The organism is Streptomyces sp. NPDC058469 (assembly GCF_042721125.1).
GTDB lineage: Bacteria > Actinomycetota > Actinomycetes > Streptomycetales > Streptomycetaceae > Streptomyces.
On record NZ_JBHXME010000207.1, the window covers coordinates 1 to 17,125 of the forward strand.

Here is a 17,125-nt window from a genome sequence, read left to right on the forward strand (position 1 = left end):
ACGACTGCCCGACGCCCTGACCGAGGCGCTGACCAGCGGGGAGCCGCCGAAGCTGCGGGCGACGGACGAGCGGGGCCGAGGACGGATACCCCCCCGGCACGTCCCCGACCCACAACCCGGCCGCAGGCGCAAGGCGCACCCCCACACAGCCGCGCAGGCATTCCGCCCCACAGCCCAGAAGCATCCGCGACACCTGAGGAATGAAGCGAGGCACTTGAACGTTCACGGGGGAGACGGAGGGAGTCTCCGTTCCTCCGTACGTCCTGGAAAGAGCCGAAGAATGCGCGTCGAGATCTGGTCGGACATCGCCTGTCCCTGGTGCTACGTGGGCAAGGCCCGCTTCGAGAAGGCGCTCGACGCGTTCCCGCACCGCGACGGCGTCGAGATCGTGCACCGGTCCTTCGAACTGGACCCGGGGCGCGCCAAGGGCGACACCCAGCCCGTGCTCAAGATGCTCACCAAGAAGTACGGCATGAGCGAGGCGCAGGCGCAGGCCGGCGAGGACAACCTGGGCGCGCAGGCCGCCGCCGAGGGTCTCGACTACCGCACCCGCGACCGTGACCACGGCAACACCTTCGACATGCACCGCCTCCTCCACTTCGCCAAGGCGCAGGGCCGCCAGGACGAGCTGATCCAGGCGCTGTACAAGGCGAACTTCGCCGAGGAGCGGTCCGTGTTCGACAGTGACGAGCGGCTCGTCGAGCTCGCCGCCGGTGTCGGACTGGACGCCGAGGACGCCCGCAAGGTGCTGGCCGACCCGACCGCGTACGCCGACGACGTCCGCGCCGACGAGCGCGAGGCCGCCGAACTGGGTGCGAACGGCGTCCCCTTCTTCGTCCTCGACCGCAAGTACGGCGTCTCCGGCGCCCAGCCCGCCGAGGTCTTCGCCCAGGCGCTGACCCAGGCGTGGGGCGAGCACTCCCCGCTGAAGCTGATCGACAGCAGTGCCGACGGCGGCGCGGAGGCCTGTGGTCCCGACGGGTGCGCGGTGCCGCAGGCCTGACAGCCGCAGACCCACGCTTGAAAAGGTGCTGGTCAGGGCCGATCGCCCGTCGATCATGCTGCGACCTATAAGCGTTCCTTAGCGGATCCACGTAAAAAATCGCAATGGACGAGGGCTCCTCGGCACCGCAGAGTGGTGGCATGGAGACCTTCGAGAGCCTCGTCCGCGCCGAGTTCGCCCCGAAGAACACCTACCTCAACACCGCGAGCACCGGCCTCCTCCCGACCCGTACCGTCACCGCGATGCACACCGCCATCGAGGCCGCCGCGGTCGGCACGCCGACCGACATGTTCGACGACGTCGAGGCCTCCCGCGCCGCCTTCGCGCGGCTGACCCGCGTGCCGGTCGGCCGGGTGGCGGCCGGGGCCTCGGTCGCCGTCTACAGCGGGCTGATCGCCTCCTCGCTGCCCGCGGGCGCCGAAGTCCTCACCGCCGAGGCCGACTTCAGCTCCGTGGTGAACCCCTTCCACATGCGCCCCGACCTCAAGGTGCGCAGCGTCCCGCTGGAGCGGATCGCCGAGTCGGTACGCCCCGGCACCGCGCTCGTCGCGGTCAGCGCCGCCCAGTCCGCCGACGGCAGGATCGCCGACCTGCCCGCACTCCGGGCGGCGGCACGCGAACACGGGGCGCGTACGTACCTCGACGCCTCGCAGGCCGCCGGCTGGCTCGACCTCGACGCGGACGCCTACGACTATGTCGCCGCCGTCGGCTTCAAGTGGCTCTTCTGCCCGCGCGGGGTCGCCTTCCTGGTCACCCCGGCGGACCTCGGCGGCCTCAACCCGGTCTTCGCCGGCTGGGTCGCGGGCGAGGCGCCCTGGGACAGCTGCTACGGCCCGGTCGAGGAACTCGCCCACTCCGCCCGCCGGTTCGACGAGAGCCCGGCCCTCTTCTCCTACGCCGGTGCCCGCCACTCGCTCGCCCTGCTGGAGGAGTTGGGCGTGGAGACGGTGCGGGCCCACGACCTGACCCTCGCCGACCGCTTCCGCGCGGGCCTCGACATCCTCGGCCACGAGCCTGTCGCGTCCCCGGGCTCACCGATCGTCTCCGTGCCCGGACTCGGCCACCGGCAGGGCGAGTTGAGCGCGGCGGGGGTCGAAGTCTCCGACCGGGCGGGGAACTTGCGCGCCGCCTTCCACCTCTACAACACCGCTGAGGACGTCGACCGCCTGCTGGACGTCCTGGCCGGCTGAGGCGAGGAAGAGGCTGAGGCGAGGTAGAGGCTGATGCCGCGAAGGGCACCCCGGTCGCCGTGACCGAGGTGCCCTTGCGACGAACCGCCTGGCCCTCCCGTCACCTCACCGGCGTGAAGTCCCGAGCCCCGATGAACTCGGGCCGTCGTACCGGCGCGGCGAACGGCTCGACTGCCTTGTTCTCCACGCTGTTGAACACGATGAAGACGTTGCTGCGCGGGAACGGCGTGATGTTGTCCCCGGAGCCGTGCATGCAGTTGCAGTCGAACCAGGTCGCCGAACCGGCCCTGCCCGTGAACAACTTGATGCCGTACTCGGAGGCCATGCCCGTCAGCGCCTCGTCGGACGGGGTGCCCGCGTCCTGCATCTGGAGCGACTGGCGGTAGTTGTCCTCGGGGGTCGCGCCCGCGCAGCCGAGGAACGTCCGGTGCGAGCCCGGCATGATCATGAGGCCGCCGTTGGTGTCGTGGTTCTCGGTGAGCGCGATCGACACGGACACGGTGCGCATGTTCGGCAGACCGTCCTCGGCGTGCCAGGTCTCGAAGTCCGAGTGCCAGTAGAAGCCGCTCGCGCCGAAGCCGGGCTTCACGTTGATCCGGGACTGGTGGACGTACACGTCCGAACCGAGGATCTGGCGCGCCCGCCCGACGACCCGCTCGTCGCGCACGAGCCGCGCGAACACCTCGCTGATCCGGTGCACCTCGAAGACGGACCGGATCTCCTTCGACTTCGACTCGACGATCGACCGCTCGTCGGCCCGGATCGCCGGATCGGCGACGAGCCGCTCCAACTCCCGGTGGTAGACGCCGACTTCGTCGTCGCGCAGGAGTTCCTGCATGGAGAGGAAGCCGTCGCGCTCGAAGGCCTGGAGGTCGGCCGTCGGGATCGGCCCCGGGGTGTCGGGGGAGCCCCAGACGACGGGGTCCTTGCGCGGGACGGACACCTCGGTGGTGCCGCGGCTGGGATACAGGTCGGTGACGCTGGTGACGGTGGTCATGCTCGTCACACCTCCTCGGGTTCGGTCAGCAGCGGGTAGACGCCGTTCTCGTCGTGGTCCTCCCGTCCGGTGACGGGCGGGTTGAAGACACAGATGCAGCGGAAGTCCTCCTTGATCCGCATCGTGTGCCGCTCGTGTCCGTCGAGGAGGTACATGGTCCCGGGCGTGATCGTGTACGTCTGCCCGGTCTCGTTGTCGGTGAGTTCGGCGTGGCCCTCGACGCAGACGACGGCCTCGATGTGGTTCGCGTACCACATCGACGTCTCGGTACCCGCGTAGAGGACGGTCTCGTGCACCGAGAAACCGACCCGCTCCTTGGCGAGGACGATGCGCTTGCTCTCCCAGGTGCCGGACGCGGCCTTGATGTGCCGGTCGGTGCCTTCGAGTTCCTTGAACGAACGAACAATCACGGGCTGTTTACGCCTCCTTGACGCAGTATCAGGTGGGGATGTGGTGTCAGACGGTTTCGCGTACGGCGCGGGCGAGGATGCTGAGACCCTCGTCCAGTTCCTCGGGGGTGATGGTCAGCGCGGGCAGCAGTTTCACGACCTCGCCCTGCGGGCCCGACGTCTCGACGAGCAGCCCGAGTTCGAAGGCGCGGGCGCAGATCCGTCCGGCGCGCTCGGGGTCCTTGAACTCGATGCCCCAGACCAGACCGCGGCCCCGGTACTCCTTGATGTCGGCGAGGTTCTCCTCGGTGATGGAGATCAGCCCCTGCTCGACCTGCTCACCGCGGGCCCGGGTCTGCTTCTCCATCGCGGAACCGTCCGCCCAGTACGTCTCCAGGGCGGCGGTGGCGGTGACGAACGCCGGGTTGTTGCCGCGGAACGTGCCGTTGTGCTCGCCCGGCTCCCAGATGTCCAGCTCCGGCTTGAACAGGCACAGAGACATCGGAAGGCCGTAGCCGCTGATGGACTTGGACACGGTGACGATGTCCGGGACGATCCCCGCCTCCTCGAAGGAGAAGAACGCGCCGGTGCGCCCGCAGCCCATCTGGATGTCGTCGACGATCAGCAGCATGTCCTGGCGTTCGCACAACGCGGCGAGCGCGCGCAGCCATTCGGGGCGTGCGACATTGATGCCGCCCTCGCCCTGCACGGACTCGACGATCACGGCGGCGGGCTTGTTGAGGCCGGAGCCCTGGTCCTCCAACAGCCGCTCGAACCACAGGAAGTCGGGGACCTTGCCGTCGAAGTAGTTGTCGAACGGCATCGGTGTGCCGTGCACCAGCGGGATGCCGGCGCCGGCGCGCTTGAAGGCGTTGCCGGTCACGGCCAGCGACCCCAGCGACATGCCGTGGAAGGCGTTGGTGAACGACACGATCGACTCGCGCCCCTTCACCTTCCGCGCCAACTTCAGTGCGGACTCGACGGCGTTGGTACCGGTCGGGCCCGGGAACATCACCTTGTACGGCAGGTCGCGCGGGCGCAGCACCAGGTCCTGGAAGGTCTGCAGGAAGGCGCGCTTGGCACTGGTCGACATGTCGAGCCCGTGGGTGACGCCGTCCCGCTCAAGGTAGTCGATCAACGCCCGTTTCAGCACAGGGTTGTTGTGCCCGTAGTTGAGCGAGCCGGCGCCCGCGAAGAAGTCGAGGTAGGCGTGGCCGTCCTCGTCGTACATACGGCTGCCCCGGGCCCGGTCGAAGACGGTGGGCCAGCCGCGGCAGTAGCTGCGGACCTCGGACTCCAGGGTCTCGAAGACGCTGAGATCGGGCTGGGTGATGGTCACGCGAATCGCTCCTCGGTGTGGGGGGTGAGGGGGTGCGGCGGGAAGACCGGGGGAACCGGCGGGGTCCTCAGAGGCTCAGCGGGCCGATGCGGTACAGCACCTCGGGGTCGTGCGGTCCGTCCGGGAAGTCACCGGCCTCGAACAGGACCGTGCGCTCGACGGCGGCGCCGTGACGTTCGGCGTACGACGTGAAGAGGCGCTCGGACGCGGTGTTGCCGGGTGTGATCGTGGTCTCGATCTCGGTCAGCCCATACTCGTCCGAGACCCGCTCGCTGAGTCCGTCCAGCAGCCGTGCGGCCAGCCCGCGACCGCGCTGCGCGGCGTCGACCGCCACCTGCCACACGAGCAGGGTGCCCGGCCGGTCCGGCCGCACATACCCGGTGACGAAGCCGACCGGCTCCCCCCGCTCGTCCCGCACGACGGCCGAGGTACCGGAGAAGTCGCGACACCACAGCAGATAGCTGTACGACGAGTTCAAGTCGAGGGCGTTCGAGTCCTTGGCAATACGCCACAACGCGGCGCCGTCGGCCACCGTGGGGCGGTCGATGTGCAGGTCTGCTTGGGTGGCAGTCATGCGAAATGAATTTACCGAGGGAAATTCGAAATTGCATGGAGGAGTGGGGTTACGTCTGAGGCTGTGCTGTGTTATCACGCGTGCGAGGGTGCAAGGTATGCACCGTTTTGACCCACAAATAAAGGGCAAAAAGGATGCCCTGTGTAACGGGTCACAGGGATGTAACCCTCACGAGATCTACGCGAATTCTTTGCGTTTGAGTGCGCGGAAATCGGGCAGAAGAATGTGGGAAGCTGCCCGTAAAGAAGGCGATAAAATTCCCGGGAATTACATCAGAATTAGGCGCCGGTGACACCGTCGATGCTTTCTCGCAGGATGTCGGCGTGACCGTTGTGCCGCGCGTACTCCTCGACCATGTGGACAAACACCCACCGCAGACTGACCTCGGCCCCGGCCATCGGCCCGCCCGGGATCCGCCCGAGACCGTCCAGCGCCAGCCCGGCACAGCGCTCCTGCCCCCGCGCGATCTCCCGGCGCCACACAGTGAGCGCCTCCTCCATCCCACGCCCGGGGTCCAGGGCGTACCCGTCCTCGGTGCCGTACACCGTCGGCACGTCGAGCCCGAACACCCGCTGGAACCAGTTCCGTTCGACCTCGGCGAGGTGCTGGACCAGGCCGAGTAACGTCAGCGAGGAGGGCTCGGCCGCCGCGAGCCGCACTTGTGTGTCGTCCAGACCGGCGCACTTCAACTCCAGCGTGGCGCGATGAAAGCCGAGCCAGCTTTCGAGCATGGGGCGCTCGGCGCCGGTCATGGAGGGGATGGGGCGGCCGTCGGGGAGGGTGTGGGGCGTGTCAGTGGTCATGCGGGGGAGCATGGCACGGGGTTCTGCGCCGGTGCCCTCTGAATCAGGGCCGGTGCCTTTCCGACGCAGGCCGACATAATCCAGCCTGTCCGGCGCTTGAGGACGAGGCCCCTTCAGGGCCGATCGGCGGGGGCGGAGCCCCCAGGGGCACCTGAGCCCGCGACTACCGCCACGCGTTCTCCACGGCGGACCGGGCGCCCTCCAGGTCCACCGGTACCCCCTGCTCGGCCAGCGTCGCGCCCAGCGCTGCCACGGAGGTCCGTACCGCCCCCACTGTCGCGTCCACCCCGTAGTGGTTGACCCGGATCATCTCCTTCGCCAGGGCGCCGCCGCCCGCGGCGAGCGGCAGGGTCGGGTCCGCGGACAGGGCCCTTGCCACCAGCTCCGACGCGACGACACCCGGCGGCGTCCTGAGCGTCGTAGCGACTGGTGCGGCCTCGGAGGCCTTGTGGACGTACGGTTCGAGGCCGCCGCCCAGGGCGGTCGCGCCCGCTCGCGTCGCCGTCGCCGCGGTCGCGTGGCGGTGCATCAGCGTGGCCAGGCCCTCCGACTCGATGCGTTCCACGCATGCCTCCAGCGCGAGCATCTCCAACTGGGCCGGTGCGTGGAGGAGCGCCTTGCGGCCCGCGTCGATCCAGCGGTCCTTCCAGTCGAGGAGGGAGAGGTACGAGCGGCGCGGGGCTCCGGGGTTGGATGCCATGCGGGCCCACGCCCGTGCGCTCACCGACACCGCCGACACACCCGCCGGGCCGCCCATCGCCTTCTGCGCGCCGATCACGCACAGGTCGACACCCCACGCGTCCGGCAGCACCGGCTCCGCGCCGATGGAGGCCACCGCGTCCAGGTAGAAGAGCGCGCCGTGCGAGCGCACGACCTCGCCGATCTCCGCGACCGGGTTGGTGTTGCCGGTCGCCGCCTCCGCGTGGACGAGGGACACGAAGTCGATCTCCGGGTGCTCGGCGAACGCCTCCCGGATCTGGTCGGCGGTCACCGCCGTGTGGAAGGGGACGGCGAGGTCGATCACCTCGGCACCGCAGTCCCGCAGCCAGTTCCCGAACGTCTGCCCGTACGGGCCGGTGATGACGTTCAGCGCGACCGTGCCCGGCCCTGCCGTCGAACGGATCGCCCCCTCCAGCGGCAGCAACGCCTCGCCCTGCGTGATCACGACATCCTGCTCGGTACCGAGCAGACGGGCCACCCGGCCCTCGATCGAGGCGAAGTGCGCGGCGCTCAACGGGGCGAGGTCGAGGAAGGGGTGCGTCACGGCGGTGCTCTTTCACTCGCGGGGTTCGGTGGGAACGAGGGTAACCGGCGCCCCTGAGCCCCCTCTGACCGGCGACTTCTTAGCCCGTACGGCCCCGTGACCGGCAGCCCACCGCGAGCGGGTCACCCCGCTGCTCCCAATAATCGGAAGCCACAGTTCCGTCACAGGAGGCCTCCGTGAACACGCTCCTCGGCCGCCGGGCCCGCACCCTGGCCGCCACCACCGCGACGGCCGCACTCGTCCTCGTGGCCGGCTGCACCTCCAGCGGCAGCGGCGGCAGCGGTTCGAAGACCGCCGCCGGTGGCGTCGAACTCGTCAAGGCCGGTCAGCTCACGACCTGCACGCACCTGCCCTACCCGCCCTTCCAGTCCGAGATCGACGGCAAGGTACAGGGCTTCGACGTCTCCCTCATCGACCTGGTCGCCAAGAACCTCGGCGTGAAACAGAAGATCCTCGACACCCCCTTCGAGAACTTCAAGACCGGCGCCTTCCTCAACGCCGACGAGTGCGACCTGGCCGCCGCCGGCATGACCATCACCGCCGAGCGCAAGAAGAACGTCGACTTCTCCGACCCGTACTTCGACGCCACCCAGGCCGTCCTCGTCGACAGGAAGAGCGGCCTGACCTCCCTCGCCGACGTGAAGACCAAGGGCAAGAAGCTCGGCGCCCAGGCGCAGACCACCGGCGAGGACTACGCCAAGAGCAAGGGCTTCGACCCCGTCTCCTTCGAGTCCTCCGACGCCGTCCTCAACGGCCTGCGCACCGGCCAGGTCCAGGCCGTCATCATCGACTACCCGGTCGTCCAGGGCTGGCTCAAGACCAAGGCCAACGCCGACGCCTTCAAGGTCGTCGACAACCTCAACACCGGTGAGCAGTACGGCTTCACGGTCAAGAAGGGCAACACGAAACTCCTCGCCGCCATCAACAAGGCCATCAAGGACGCGAAGGCCGACGGCACGTACAAGAAGCTCTACGAGAAGTGGATCGGCCCCTACGACGCCTCGGCCGCCTCCCCGTCGGCCTCATGACCGGCAAGTCCGACACCGCGGACCTCCAACTCCAGCCCCGGAAACAGGGGCTGAGCAGACGTCAGAGACGGAGGCTGTCACAAGGCGTGCAGTACGCCGTCTTCGCCGCCGTCGTGATCGCCTTCGCCGTCACGGCCGACTGGGGCCGCCTGAAGAACCAGTTCGCGCAGTGGAGCATCGCCAAGCAGATGTTCCCGGACGTCATCACGCTCGCCCTCAAGAACACCGTGCTGTACACCCTGTCCGGCTTCGTCTTCGGGCTCGTCCTCGGCATGGTCGTCGCGCTGATGCGGCTGTCGTCGGTCGGGCCGTACCGCTGGCTCGCCGGGATCTACATCGAGATCTTCCGCGGTCTGCCCGCCCTGCTGATCTTCATCTTCGTCGGCGTCGCCGTGCCGCTCGCCTTCCCGGGCACGGAGATCGTCGGCGGTACGTACGGCAAGGTCGCCCTCGCGCTCGGCCTGGTGTCGGCCGCGTACATGGCGGAGACGATCCGCGCGGGCATCCAGGCGGTGCCCAGGGGGCAGTTGGAGGCGGCCCGTTCGCTCGGCTTCTCGCAGGCGCGGGCCATGGTGTCGATCATCGTCCCGCAGGCGTTCCGGATCATCCTGCCGCCGCTGACCAACGAACTCGTCCTCCTCTTCAAGGACTCCTCGCTGGTCCTGTTCCTCGGCGTCACCCTGGAGGAACGCGAACTGTCCAAATACGGACGGGACTTGGCGAGTACGACAGCCAACTCCACGCCGATCCTGGTGGCCGGCCTGTGCTATCTGCTGGTGACGATCCCGCTGAGCTTCGTGGTCCGCCGCATGGAGACGAAGACGGGGGAGGCCGTGCGATGAGCGTGAGCACCGCACCCGACAAGCCCGACAAGACCGAGCGGCCCGAGATCGAAGTCCGGGGCCTGCACAAGTCGTTCGGCTCCAACGAGGTGCTGCGCGGCATCGACCTGGAGATCGGCCAGGGCGAGGTGGTGTGCGTCATCGGCCCCTCCGGCTCCGGCAAGTCGACCCTCCTGCGCTGCGTGAACCTGCTCGAAGAACCCACCAGGGGACGGGTGTTCGTCGGCGGCACCGAAATCACCGACCCCGATGTCGACATCGACGCCGTACGCCGCCGTATCGGCATGGTCTTCCAGCAGTTCAACCTCTTCCCGCACCTGTCCGTCACCGAGAACCTCACCCTCCCGCAACGCCGGGTCCTCCGCCGCGACAAGGCGGCGGCGGCCGAGGTCGCCGCCGAGAACCTGCACCGTGTCGGCCTGTCGGAGAAGGCCGCCGCCTACCCCGCCTCCCTCTCCGGCGGACAGCAGCAACGCGTCGCGATCGCCCGGGCGTTGGCGATGGGCCCCGAGGTGATGCTCTTCGACGAACCGACCTCGGCACTCGACCCCGAGCTCGTGGGGGACGTACTCGCCGTCATGCGGATGCTCGCGAACGAGGGCATGACCATGATGGTGGTCACCCACGAGATGACATTCGCGCGCGAGGTGGCCGACCGGGTCGTGTTCATGGACGCGGGGGTGATCGTCGAGGACGGCACCCCGACCCAGGTCATCACCAACCCACAGCACGACCGCACCCGCCACTTCCTGTCGAGGCTCCTGGACCCGGCGATGGCTGAAGTACAGGACGACGAGAGCGCCCCTTAGGGGCGCGGGGCTGCGTCGATGTGCGGCTCCGCCGCGTGGGCGCGACCAGCCCCCACGAACCCGCACCCGACGAACTATCGTGCGTCCCATGAGCGATCAAGCCGTGCTGCACGTAAAGGGCCGGGTCCTTGTGGGACCGGAGGACATCCGCGACGAACTCTGGGTCATCGACGGCCGCATCTCCTACGACCGTCCCGTCGACGCCGACGACATCCGGACGGTCGACGGCTGGGCCCTCCCCGGCCTGGTCGACGCCCACTGCCACGTAGGCCTCGGCACCCACGGCCCCGTCGACGCGGCCACCGCCGAGAAGCAGGCCCTCACCGACCGCGAGGCCGGCACCCTCCTGCTCCGCGACGCCGGCTCGCCCTCAGACACCCGCTGGATCGACGACCGCGAGGACCTCCCGAAGATCATCCGCGCTGGCAAGCACATCGCGCGCACCCGCCGCTACATCCGGAACTTCGCCCACGAGATCGAGCCCGACGAACTCGTCGCGTACGTCGCTCAGGAAGCCCAACGCGGCGACGGCTGGGTCAAGTTGGTCGGCGACTGGATCGACCGCGACCTCGGCGACCTGTCGGCCTGCTGGCCGCGCGAAGCGGTGGAGGCGGCCATCGCCGAGGCCCACCGGCTCGGCGCTCGCGTCACCGCGCACTGCTTCGCCGAGAACGCGTTGCGCGACCTGGTCGAGGCCGGCATCGACTGCATCGAGCACGCGACCGGCCTCACCGAGGACCTCATCCCGCTGTTCGCCTCGCGGGGCGTCGCGATCGTCCCGACCCTCGTGAACATCGCGACCTTCCCGAAGCTCGCCGAGGGCGGCGACGCCAAGTTCCCGCGCTGGTCCGCCCATCTGCGGCGACTCCACGAGCGGCGCTACGACACCGTGCGCGCCGCCTACGACGCCGGCGTCCCGGTGTACGTCGGCACGGACGCCGGGGGCTCCCTGGCGCACGGCCTGGTGGCGGCCGAGGTCGCCGAACTCGTCACCGCCGGCATCCCGGCCGTAGAGGCGCTGTCGGCGACCGCGTGGGGTGCGCGGCGGTGGCTCGGGCGGCCCGGGCTCGAAGAGGGCGCGCCGGCGGACTTCGTGGTGTACGAGGCGGACCCGCGCGCCGATGTGCGCGTCCTGGCGTCGCCGCGGCGGGTGGTGCTGAACGGGCTGGTGGTCGAATAGTCGCCAGTCGATTCGAATACGTTCACGGAAAACCCACGATGGGGTGAAGTGACGTGGGATCGCTGACGGTTCACTCTTCGTGGGTAATTCTTACCGGGTCCCAAGCATGTCTCTTCTGGGGGTCCCACACCTTGAACGGCACCAACTTCCGCATGCCCGCACGCCGTTGGGCCACCGTGGCCACGGCGACCGTCCTCGCCGCCGGTCCCGTGGCGCTGGCCGGCGCGGGTTCCGCCCACGCGAGCACCGACCAGGGTCGCGCGAGCGCCGTCGTGCTGCGTACCGGGCTCGACGTGTCCCTGCTCAACAAGACCGTGGACGTTCCGCTCGCGGTCTCCCTCAACGAGGTCCAGGCACCGCAGAGTGCCGAAAAGACCGCGCTCACCGCCCAGTTGGACGGGGTGAACGGTGGGCAGTCCTTCAGTGTGCTCAGCGCGGACGTCGCCACGGCGAAGGCGACCGTCTCCGGCACGAAGGCCGAGGGGTACACGAACCTCGCCCATGCCAGGCTCCATGTTCCCGGGCTGCCGTTGCTCTCGCTCATCGAGGTCGGCGCTGTCACGTCCAAGGCGACGTGTGAGGCGGGGAAGACGCCGGTCGCCACGTCGAATCTGCTCGGGTCGGTGACGGTGCTGGGCAAGCGGGTCACGGTAACCGCCGGTGGGCCTACGGAGGTTCAGGTGCCGGGGGTCGGGTCGGTGCGGCTCGATCTGTCCAAGACCGAGACCACGTCCCGTACGGCCGCTGCGACCGCGCTCGAACTCAACGTCTCCGTCAACCCGTTGAAGCTGAACGTTGCCGACGTGGAGGGGACGGTGACTTTGGCGCAGGCGACTTGTGAGGCGCCGAAGGTTGCCGCCGTGACTCCTCCCTCGAAACCGGCGCCGGATGTTGAGCCACAGGGGGCGCCTGCGGAGGCGGGGTTGGCCGAGACGGGGGGTAGTTCCACGACGCCGTACATCGCGGGCGGGGCGGTGGTGTTGCTGGCGCTCGGCGGGGGAGCGGTGCTGACAGCGCGCCGGCGTCGGGGCTGAGGCAACAACCTTTCCCACCCACCCACCCGTCTCGGGCGCTTGAAAGGCGCCCTCTTGGCCGAGCGAGTCGGGTGGGTGGGTGGGAAGGGCTTGGAGGGTGACCTCTTGGCCGAGCGAGTCGGGCGGGTGGGTGGGAAAGGCTTGGAGGGTGACCTCTTGGCCGAGCGAGTCGGGCGGGTGGGTGGGAAAGGCTTGGAAGGTGACCTCTCAGCCGGCCGAGTCGGGTGGGCGGGTGGGCCGGCGAAGGCCGGAAGCGACCCCCTTCACCGCCCCGCCAACGTCACCGCCTGGTCCAGCGCCTGCAAGAACCGGTTCACCGTCGCCCGGTCCCGCACAGCCAACCGCAGCCACTCCCCGTCCAACCCCGGAAACGTGTCCCCACGTCGAACGGCGAAGCCCAGGTCGCGCAGATGCCGGCGTACGGCGACCGCGTTGGGGACGCGGACGAGGACGAACGGGCCCTCGGCGGGCTCCATGACGCGGAGGCCGTCGGGGGCGAACTCCGTGAGACCGGCGACGAGATGGGCGCGGTCGGCGGTGATGCGGTGGGCGGCGTGGGCGGCCTCCGCCAGGGCCTGCGACTCCATGCAGGCCTCCGCCGCGGCGAGCGCCGGCGTGGACACCGGCCACAGGGGCTGGGCCCGCTCCAGCTCGGCGATCGTCTCGGGGGCGGCGAGGACGTAGCCGATCCGCAGTCCCGCCAGGCCCCAGGTCTTGGTGAGGCTGCGGAGGACCACCAGGCCGGGGACGTCCGTCCGGCCCGACAGCGACTCCCGTTCGCCCGGCACCGCGTCCATGAATGCCTCGTCGACCACCAACGTCCGCCCGGGGCGGGCCAGTCGGGCGATGGCGGCGGCGGGGTGCAGGACGGACGTCGGGTTCGTGGGGTTGCCGATCAACACCAGGTCCGCGTCCTCGGGGACCGCCCCCGGATCCAGCCGGAAACCCTCCGCCTCCCGCAACAGCACCCGCTCCACCGCGTGCCCCGCGTCCCGCAGCGCCGCCTCCGGCTCCGTGAACTGCGGGTGCACGACCACCGGTTGGCGGACCTTCAGGGCACGGGCGAGCAGCACGAAGGCCTCGGCGGCGCCCGCCGTCAGCAGGACGTGTTCCACCGGCAGCCCGTGCCGCGCCGCGACCGCCGCCCGCGCGGCCCGCCCGTCCGGGTAGGCGGCGAGGCCGGTCAGCGACCCGGCTATCCGCTCGCGCAGCCACGCCGGGGGCGTGTCCGCGCGGACGTTCACGGCGAGATCGATCAACTGGGCGCCGTCGTCCCGGACTTCGACGTCACCGTGATGACGAAGATCGTGGACTCTGTCCGTCGGGTCGTGGTCGTGGGCTCTGTCAGTGTGCATGGGCGTGCCCGCCGTGATGGTGATGTCCATGGTGGTGACCGTCATGGTCGCCGTCGTCGTCCGGGTGGAAGTGTGGCTGCTGCGGCTGCCCCACCTTGTCCTCGAAACCGGGCAGCGCGATGCGGTACACGCACGAGTCGCAGTTCATCCGCAGATCACCCTTGACCGCCTCCCGGTACCGCTCCATCACCAAGTCCAGCAACTCCGGCTCAGGGCCTATGACTTCGGCGGACAGTACGTTGATCTCCGGGTGCGCCGCCGCCCAGCCCTCCGTCTGCTGCCGCACCCGCTCCGGCAGGATGCCGGTGAACAGGAAGTACGGCAGGACGACGATCCGCCGGGCGCCCAGCTTCACGCACCGGTCAAGGCCGCTCGGCACGTCCGGTGCCGCCAGCGACACGAACGCCGGTTCCACGCCCGCGTATCCGCGCCCCTCCCACAGCAGCCGCGCCGCCTTGTGCACCTCGGCGTTGGCGTCGGGGTCCGTCGACCCGCGCCCCACGAGCAGCACGGTCACGTCGGCCCGGTCGGCGGGAGTGCGCGCCGACTCGCCGAGCGCTTCGTCGAGCCGCCGCTCCAGCACCTTCAGCAGCGAGGGATGCGGGCCCAGCGGACGCCCGTACGTGTACGACATCCCCTCGTGCCGCTCCTTCTCCCGGGCCAGCGCCGCCGGGATGTCCCCCTTGGCGTGCCCGGCGGACACCAGCATCAGCGGTACGGCGGCGAACCGGCGCACCCCGCGCTCCACCAGCTCGGTCACCGCGTCGCCCAACGGCGGCGGCGACAGCTCGATGAACCCGCCCGCGACGGGCAGTTCGGGGTGACGGCGGCCCAACTCCCGTACGAAGTCCCGGAACGCCTCGGCTCCGGCCTCGTCCCGGGTGCCGTGTCCGGCGATGAGCAGGGCGGGCGGCGGGGTGGTCACGATTTCTCCTGGTGGTACGCGTCGGAAGGCAAGACGGGATCGGAAGACAAGACAGGATCGGAAGGTGAAGGACGATCGGATGATGAAGTGGGGTGATACAGCAGGGCGTTGAGGGCAGCCGTGGCGACCGCCGAACCGCCCTTCTCGGACACGTTGCTCACGGCGGGCAGCCCGCTCTCGCGCAACGCGGCCTTGGACTCGGTCGCGCCGACGAAACCGACGGGCAGACCGATGACGAGCGCGGGGGAGACGTCCAGCCTCAGCAGCTCCTCCAGAGCGGTCGGCGCATTGCCGATCACCCAGAGGGCGCCGGGCCCGACCTCCTCGTACGCGAGCCGGATCGCATGTGCCGAACGGGTCGTCCCAGGACCGGACTTGGCGTCCCTGAGCCGGCACACGGTCTCGCGCCGGGTGATCCCGGCCGCGACCATCTCCACGTCCACGACCACCGGCGCCCCGGCGTGCAGCGCGCTGTGCGCCTTCGCCAACTCGCCCTCGTCCAGGACGAGATCGGACGCGTACTCCAGATCGGCCGCGGAGTGGACGACCCGCTCCACGACCGCGCGGGTCAGCGGTGGGAAGTGCGAGGTGTCCAGGCGGGCGCGCAGCCGTCGGTAGGACTCCACCTCGATCGGATGAACCACACGGTCCACAGAGCTCACTTCGCCACCTCCTGCGATGCCTGCGCCGCCTGTGAAGCCTGCCAGCGGTAGCCGCGCGGCGTCACCATGCGCCCCGCGATGTCCCGGGTGGCCGTGTTGCCGACGGTCACCACCGTCATCATGTCGACCGTCGCCGGATCCAGCGCGGCCAGTGTCGTCAGCCGGCTGGACTCGTCGGGCCGCGAGGCGTTCCGTACGACACCGACCGGCGTCGTCGGCTCCCGGTGCCCGGCGAGGATCGCGAGCGCCTTCGGGAGCTGCCAATCCCGGCCCCGGCTACGGGGGTTGTAGAACGTCACCACGATGTCAGCCTCGGCCGCCGCCCGCACCCGCCGCTCGATGACCTCCCACGGCGTGTGCAGATCGGAGAGGCTGATCGACACATGGTCGTGGCCGAGCGGCGCCCCGAGGATCGCCGAGGCGGCCAACGCGGCGGTCACGCCCGGGACTCCGACCACGTCGATGTCGTCCGACGCCTCCGCGAGCGCGGGCGAGGCCATCGCGTACACCCCGGCGTCACCGCTGCCGATCAGCGCGACGGCCTGTCCCTTCCGGGCCTCGGCCACGGCGGTACGGGCCCGCTCCTCCTCGGCGCCGAGCCCCGACTCCAGGACCAGGGTCCCGGGCCGCAGCAGATCGCGGATCTGGTCGACGTACTGGTCGAGCCCCACGAGCACGGCGGCGCGCCGGAGTTCGGCCTTGGCGCGCGGGGTGAGCAGATCCCGGGCGCCGGGCCCGAGCCCGACCACCGCGAGCCGGCCGCGCGCGAGTCGCCGTACGACAGCACAGGTCGCCATCGCCGGTTGCCCGTCGGTGCGCTCCGACTTCCGCTTGGGGACGAGGAGTTCGCCCCCGCCCACGAGTGCGGCGGCCTCCGCCACGGAGGGCGTGCCCACGGCCGCGAGCGGCGCGTCCGACGGATTGGGCACCTCTACGGCGGCCAGCTCCTCGGCGGAGTAGGTCACCAGCGGCACACCGAGCCGCTGGGCCGCCTCGACGATGCCGGGCTCGTCCGACTTCGCGTCGACAGTGGCGAGTTGGGCGAGTGACTTGAGCGACAGCCCGGCATCGCGCACCGCGCTCTCGACCAGCCCGAGCACCTCCTCGACCGGGGCACCCTTGGACGCGCCGACCCCGACGACGAGGGACGGCGGCCGCAGCACGACCTCCCGCTCGCCGGGCTCCACGGCACGATCGGTGACGCGGATGACGTGCGCAGCGTCCCCGTCCGACACCGGCAGCGGCGGCAGCGGCCACGCCAACTCGGCGTCCAGGGCGACCGGTTCGCCGTCCAGCAGGGCCCGTGAGACCCCGGCGACATCGCCCTCCACGGGGAACCCGAGCGTGTCGAGTCCCGGCACGCCCACCGCGTCCGTGGCCGTGGTCACCACGGGCTGGGCGGCGAGCAACTCGCCCACTTGCACGGCGAGTTCATTGGCCCCGCCGCCGTGCCCGCCGACCAGCGACACGGCGAACCGTCCGCCCTCGTCGACGCACACGACCCCCGGGTCGGTGCGCTTGTCGGCCAGCAGCGGGGCGATCAGCCGTACGACGGCTCCCGTGGCGAGGAAACACACGAGCTGCTCGCACTCCGCGAACGCGGACCGTACGGCGTCCTTGACGGGACCGTCGTACACCCGCGTGCGGTCCGGCCACGCCGCGGCCAGCCGGTCGCGCGCCGCCGCCCCCGCCGCGGTGGCGGACATCAGGCCGATCACTGAGCAACTCCTT

General features: G+C 70.2%; 17 protein-coding genes. 7 read left to right on the forward strand and 10 right to left on the reverse strand.

Annotated elements, in window-relative coordinates; all coding sequences use genetic code 11:
- The first annotated feature begins 280 nt into the window (after positions 1 to 280).
- Complete coding sequence (locus tag ACFWP5_RS46795; protein WP_384171622.1) at positions 281 to 1,003, forward strand: DsbA family oxidoreductase; 723 nt, start codon at positions 281 to 283, stop codon at positions 1,001 to 1,003.
- A gap of 140 nt (positions 1,004 to 1,143) precedes the next feature.
- Entirely contained in the window at positions 1,144 to 2,193 is a 1,050-nt protein-coding gene (locus ACFWP5_RS46800; protein WP_384171625.1) for an aminotransferase class V-fold PLP-dependent enzyme, read from the forward strand.
- A gap of 100 nt (positions 2,194 to 2,293) precedes the next feature.
- On the opposite strand, the gene thpD is transcribed toward ACFWP5_RS46800, so the two are convergent.
- From thpD to ACFWP5_RS46830, 6 genes are all read right to left on the reverse strand, one after another.
- Complete coding sequence (gene thpD / locus ACFWP5_RS46805; protein WP_384171627.1) at positions 2,294 to 3,190, reverse strand: ectoine hydroxylase; 897 nt, start codon at positions 3,188 to 3,190, stop codon at positions 2,294 to 2,296.
- Positions 3,191 to 3,195: 5 nt separating this feature from the next.
- Positions 3,196 to 3,600 (reverse strand): ectoine synthase, encoded by a 405-nt coding sequence (locus ACFWP5_RS46810; protein WP_043680747.1) that lies wholly within the window; start codon positions 3,598 to 3,600, stop codon positions 3,196 to 3,198.
- A gap of 46 nt (positions 3,601 to 3,646) precedes the next feature.
- The gene (gene ectB, locus ACFWP5_RS46815; protein WP_384171630.1) at positions 3,647 to 4,918 is read right to left on the reverse strand and encodes a diaminobutyrate--2-oxoglutarate transaminase; all 1,272 of its coding nucleotides are present in this window, start codon (positions 4,916 to 4,918) and stop codon (positions 3,647 to 3,649) included.
- A 67-nt stretch (positions 4,919 to 4,985) separates the two neighbouring features.
- A complete protein-coding gene (gene ectA / locus ACFWP5_RS46820; RefSeq protein ID WP_384171633.1) occupies positions 4,986 to 5,492 on the reverse strand; it encodes a diaminobutyrate acetyltransferase in 507 nt (168 codons plus the stop codon).
- 278 nt (positions 5,493 to 5,770) lie between these two features.
- On the reverse strand, positions 5,771 to 6,295 hold the full coding sequence (locus ACFWP5_RS46825; protein WP_384171636.1) for a DinB family protein: 525 nt from the start codon (positions 6,293 to 6,295) through the stop codon (positions 5,771 to 5,773).
- A 163-nt stretch (positions 6,296 to 6,458) separates the two neighbouring features.
- Positions 6,459 to 7,559, reverse strand: coding sequence for a pyridoxal-phosphate-dependent aminotransferase family protein (locus tag ACFWP5_RS46830; protein WP_384171639.1), 1,101 nt, complete (start codon positions 7,557 to 7,559; stop codon positions 6,459 to 6,461).
- A 176-nt stretch (positions 7,560 to 7,735) separates the two neighbouring features.
- Here ACFWP5_RS46830 and ACFWP5_RS46835 point away from each other — a divergent pair, with 176 nt between their 5' ends.
- From ACFWP5_RS46835 to ACFWP5_RS46855, 5 genes are all read left to right on the forward strand, one after another.
- Complete coding sequence (locus ACFWP5_RS46835) at positions 7,736 to 8,587, forward strand: transporter substrate-binding domain-containing protein (RefSeq protein ID WP_384171642.1); 852 nt, start codon at positions 7,736 to 7,738, stop codon at positions 8,585 to 8,587.
- Positions 8,584 to 9,429: an amino acid ABC transporter permease gene (locus ACFWP5_RS46840; RefSeq protein ID WP_384171645.1), complete on the forward strand. Its 846-nt coding sequence runs from the start codon at positions 8,584 to 8,586 to the stop codon at positions 9,427 to 9,429. Before ACFWP5_RS46835 ends, ACFWP5_RS46840 begins: the two co-directional genes overlap by 4 nt.
- On the forward strand, positions 9,426 to 10,238 hold the full coding sequence (locus ACFWP5_RS46845) for an amino acid ABC transporter ATP-binding protein (RefSeq protein WP_384171647.1): 813 nt from the start codon (positions 9,426 to 9,428) through the stop codon (positions 10,236 to 10,238). The genes ACFWP5_RS46840 and ACFWP5_RS46845 overlap by 4 nt, the downstream gene beginning before the upstream one ends.
- 88 nt (positions 10,239 to 10,326) lie before the next feature.
- Positions 10,327 to 11,418, forward strand: coding sequence for an amidohydrolase family protein (locus tag ACFWP5_RS46850; RefSeq protein ID WP_384171650.1), 1,092 nt, complete (start codon positions 10,327 to 10,329; stop codon positions 11,416 to 11,418).
- Between the two features lie 131 nt (positions 11,419 to 11,549).
- On the forward strand, positions 11,550 to 12,452 hold the full coding sequence (locus ACFWP5_RS46855) for an SCO1860 family LAETG-anchored protein (protein WP_384171653.1): 903 nt from the start codon (positions 11,550 to 11,552) through the stop codon (positions 12,450 to 12,452).
- A gap of 263 nt (positions 12,453 to 12,715) precedes the next feature.
- Here the strand turns inward: ACFWP5_RS46855 and cobC are convergent, their stop codons facing one another.
- From cobC to cobJ, 4 genes are read right to left on the reverse strand one after another with little or no spacing between them, the layout of a single operon-like run.
- Entirely contained in the window at positions 12,716 to 13,807 is a 1,092-nt protein-coding gene (gene cobC / locus ACFWP5_RS46860) for an Rv2231c family pyridoxal phosphate-dependent protein CobC (RefSeq protein WP_384171659.1), read from the reverse strand.
- Complete coding sequence (locus ACFWP5_RS46865) at positions 13,797 to 14,732, reverse strand: sirohydrochlorin chelatase (RefSeq protein WP_384171656.1); 936 nt, start codon at positions 14,730 to 14,732, stop codon at positions 13,797 to 13,799. Before ACFWP5_RS46865 ends, cobC begins: the two co-directional genes overlap by 11 nt.
- Positions 14,729 to 15,385, reverse strand: a complete 657-nt coding sequence (locus ACFWP5_RS46870; protein WP_384171662.1) for a precorrin-8X methylmutase — start codon at positions 15,383 to 15,385, stop codon at positions 14,729 to 14,731. The genes ACFWP5_RS46865 and ACFWP5_RS46870 overlap by 4 nt, the downstream gene beginning before the upstream one ends.
- A 5-nt stretch (positions 15,386 to 15,390) precedes the next feature.
- Positions 15,391 to 17,112 carry a precorrin-3B C(17)-methyltransferase gene (cobJ, locus tag ACFWP5_RS46875; RefSeq protein WP_384171665.1) on the reverse strand — a complete coding sequence of 574 codons (1,722 nt, stop codon included), beginning with the start codon at positions 17,110 to 17,112 and terminating at the stop codon, positions 15,391 to 15,393.
- Positions 17,113 to 17,125: the final 13 nt, after the last annotated feature.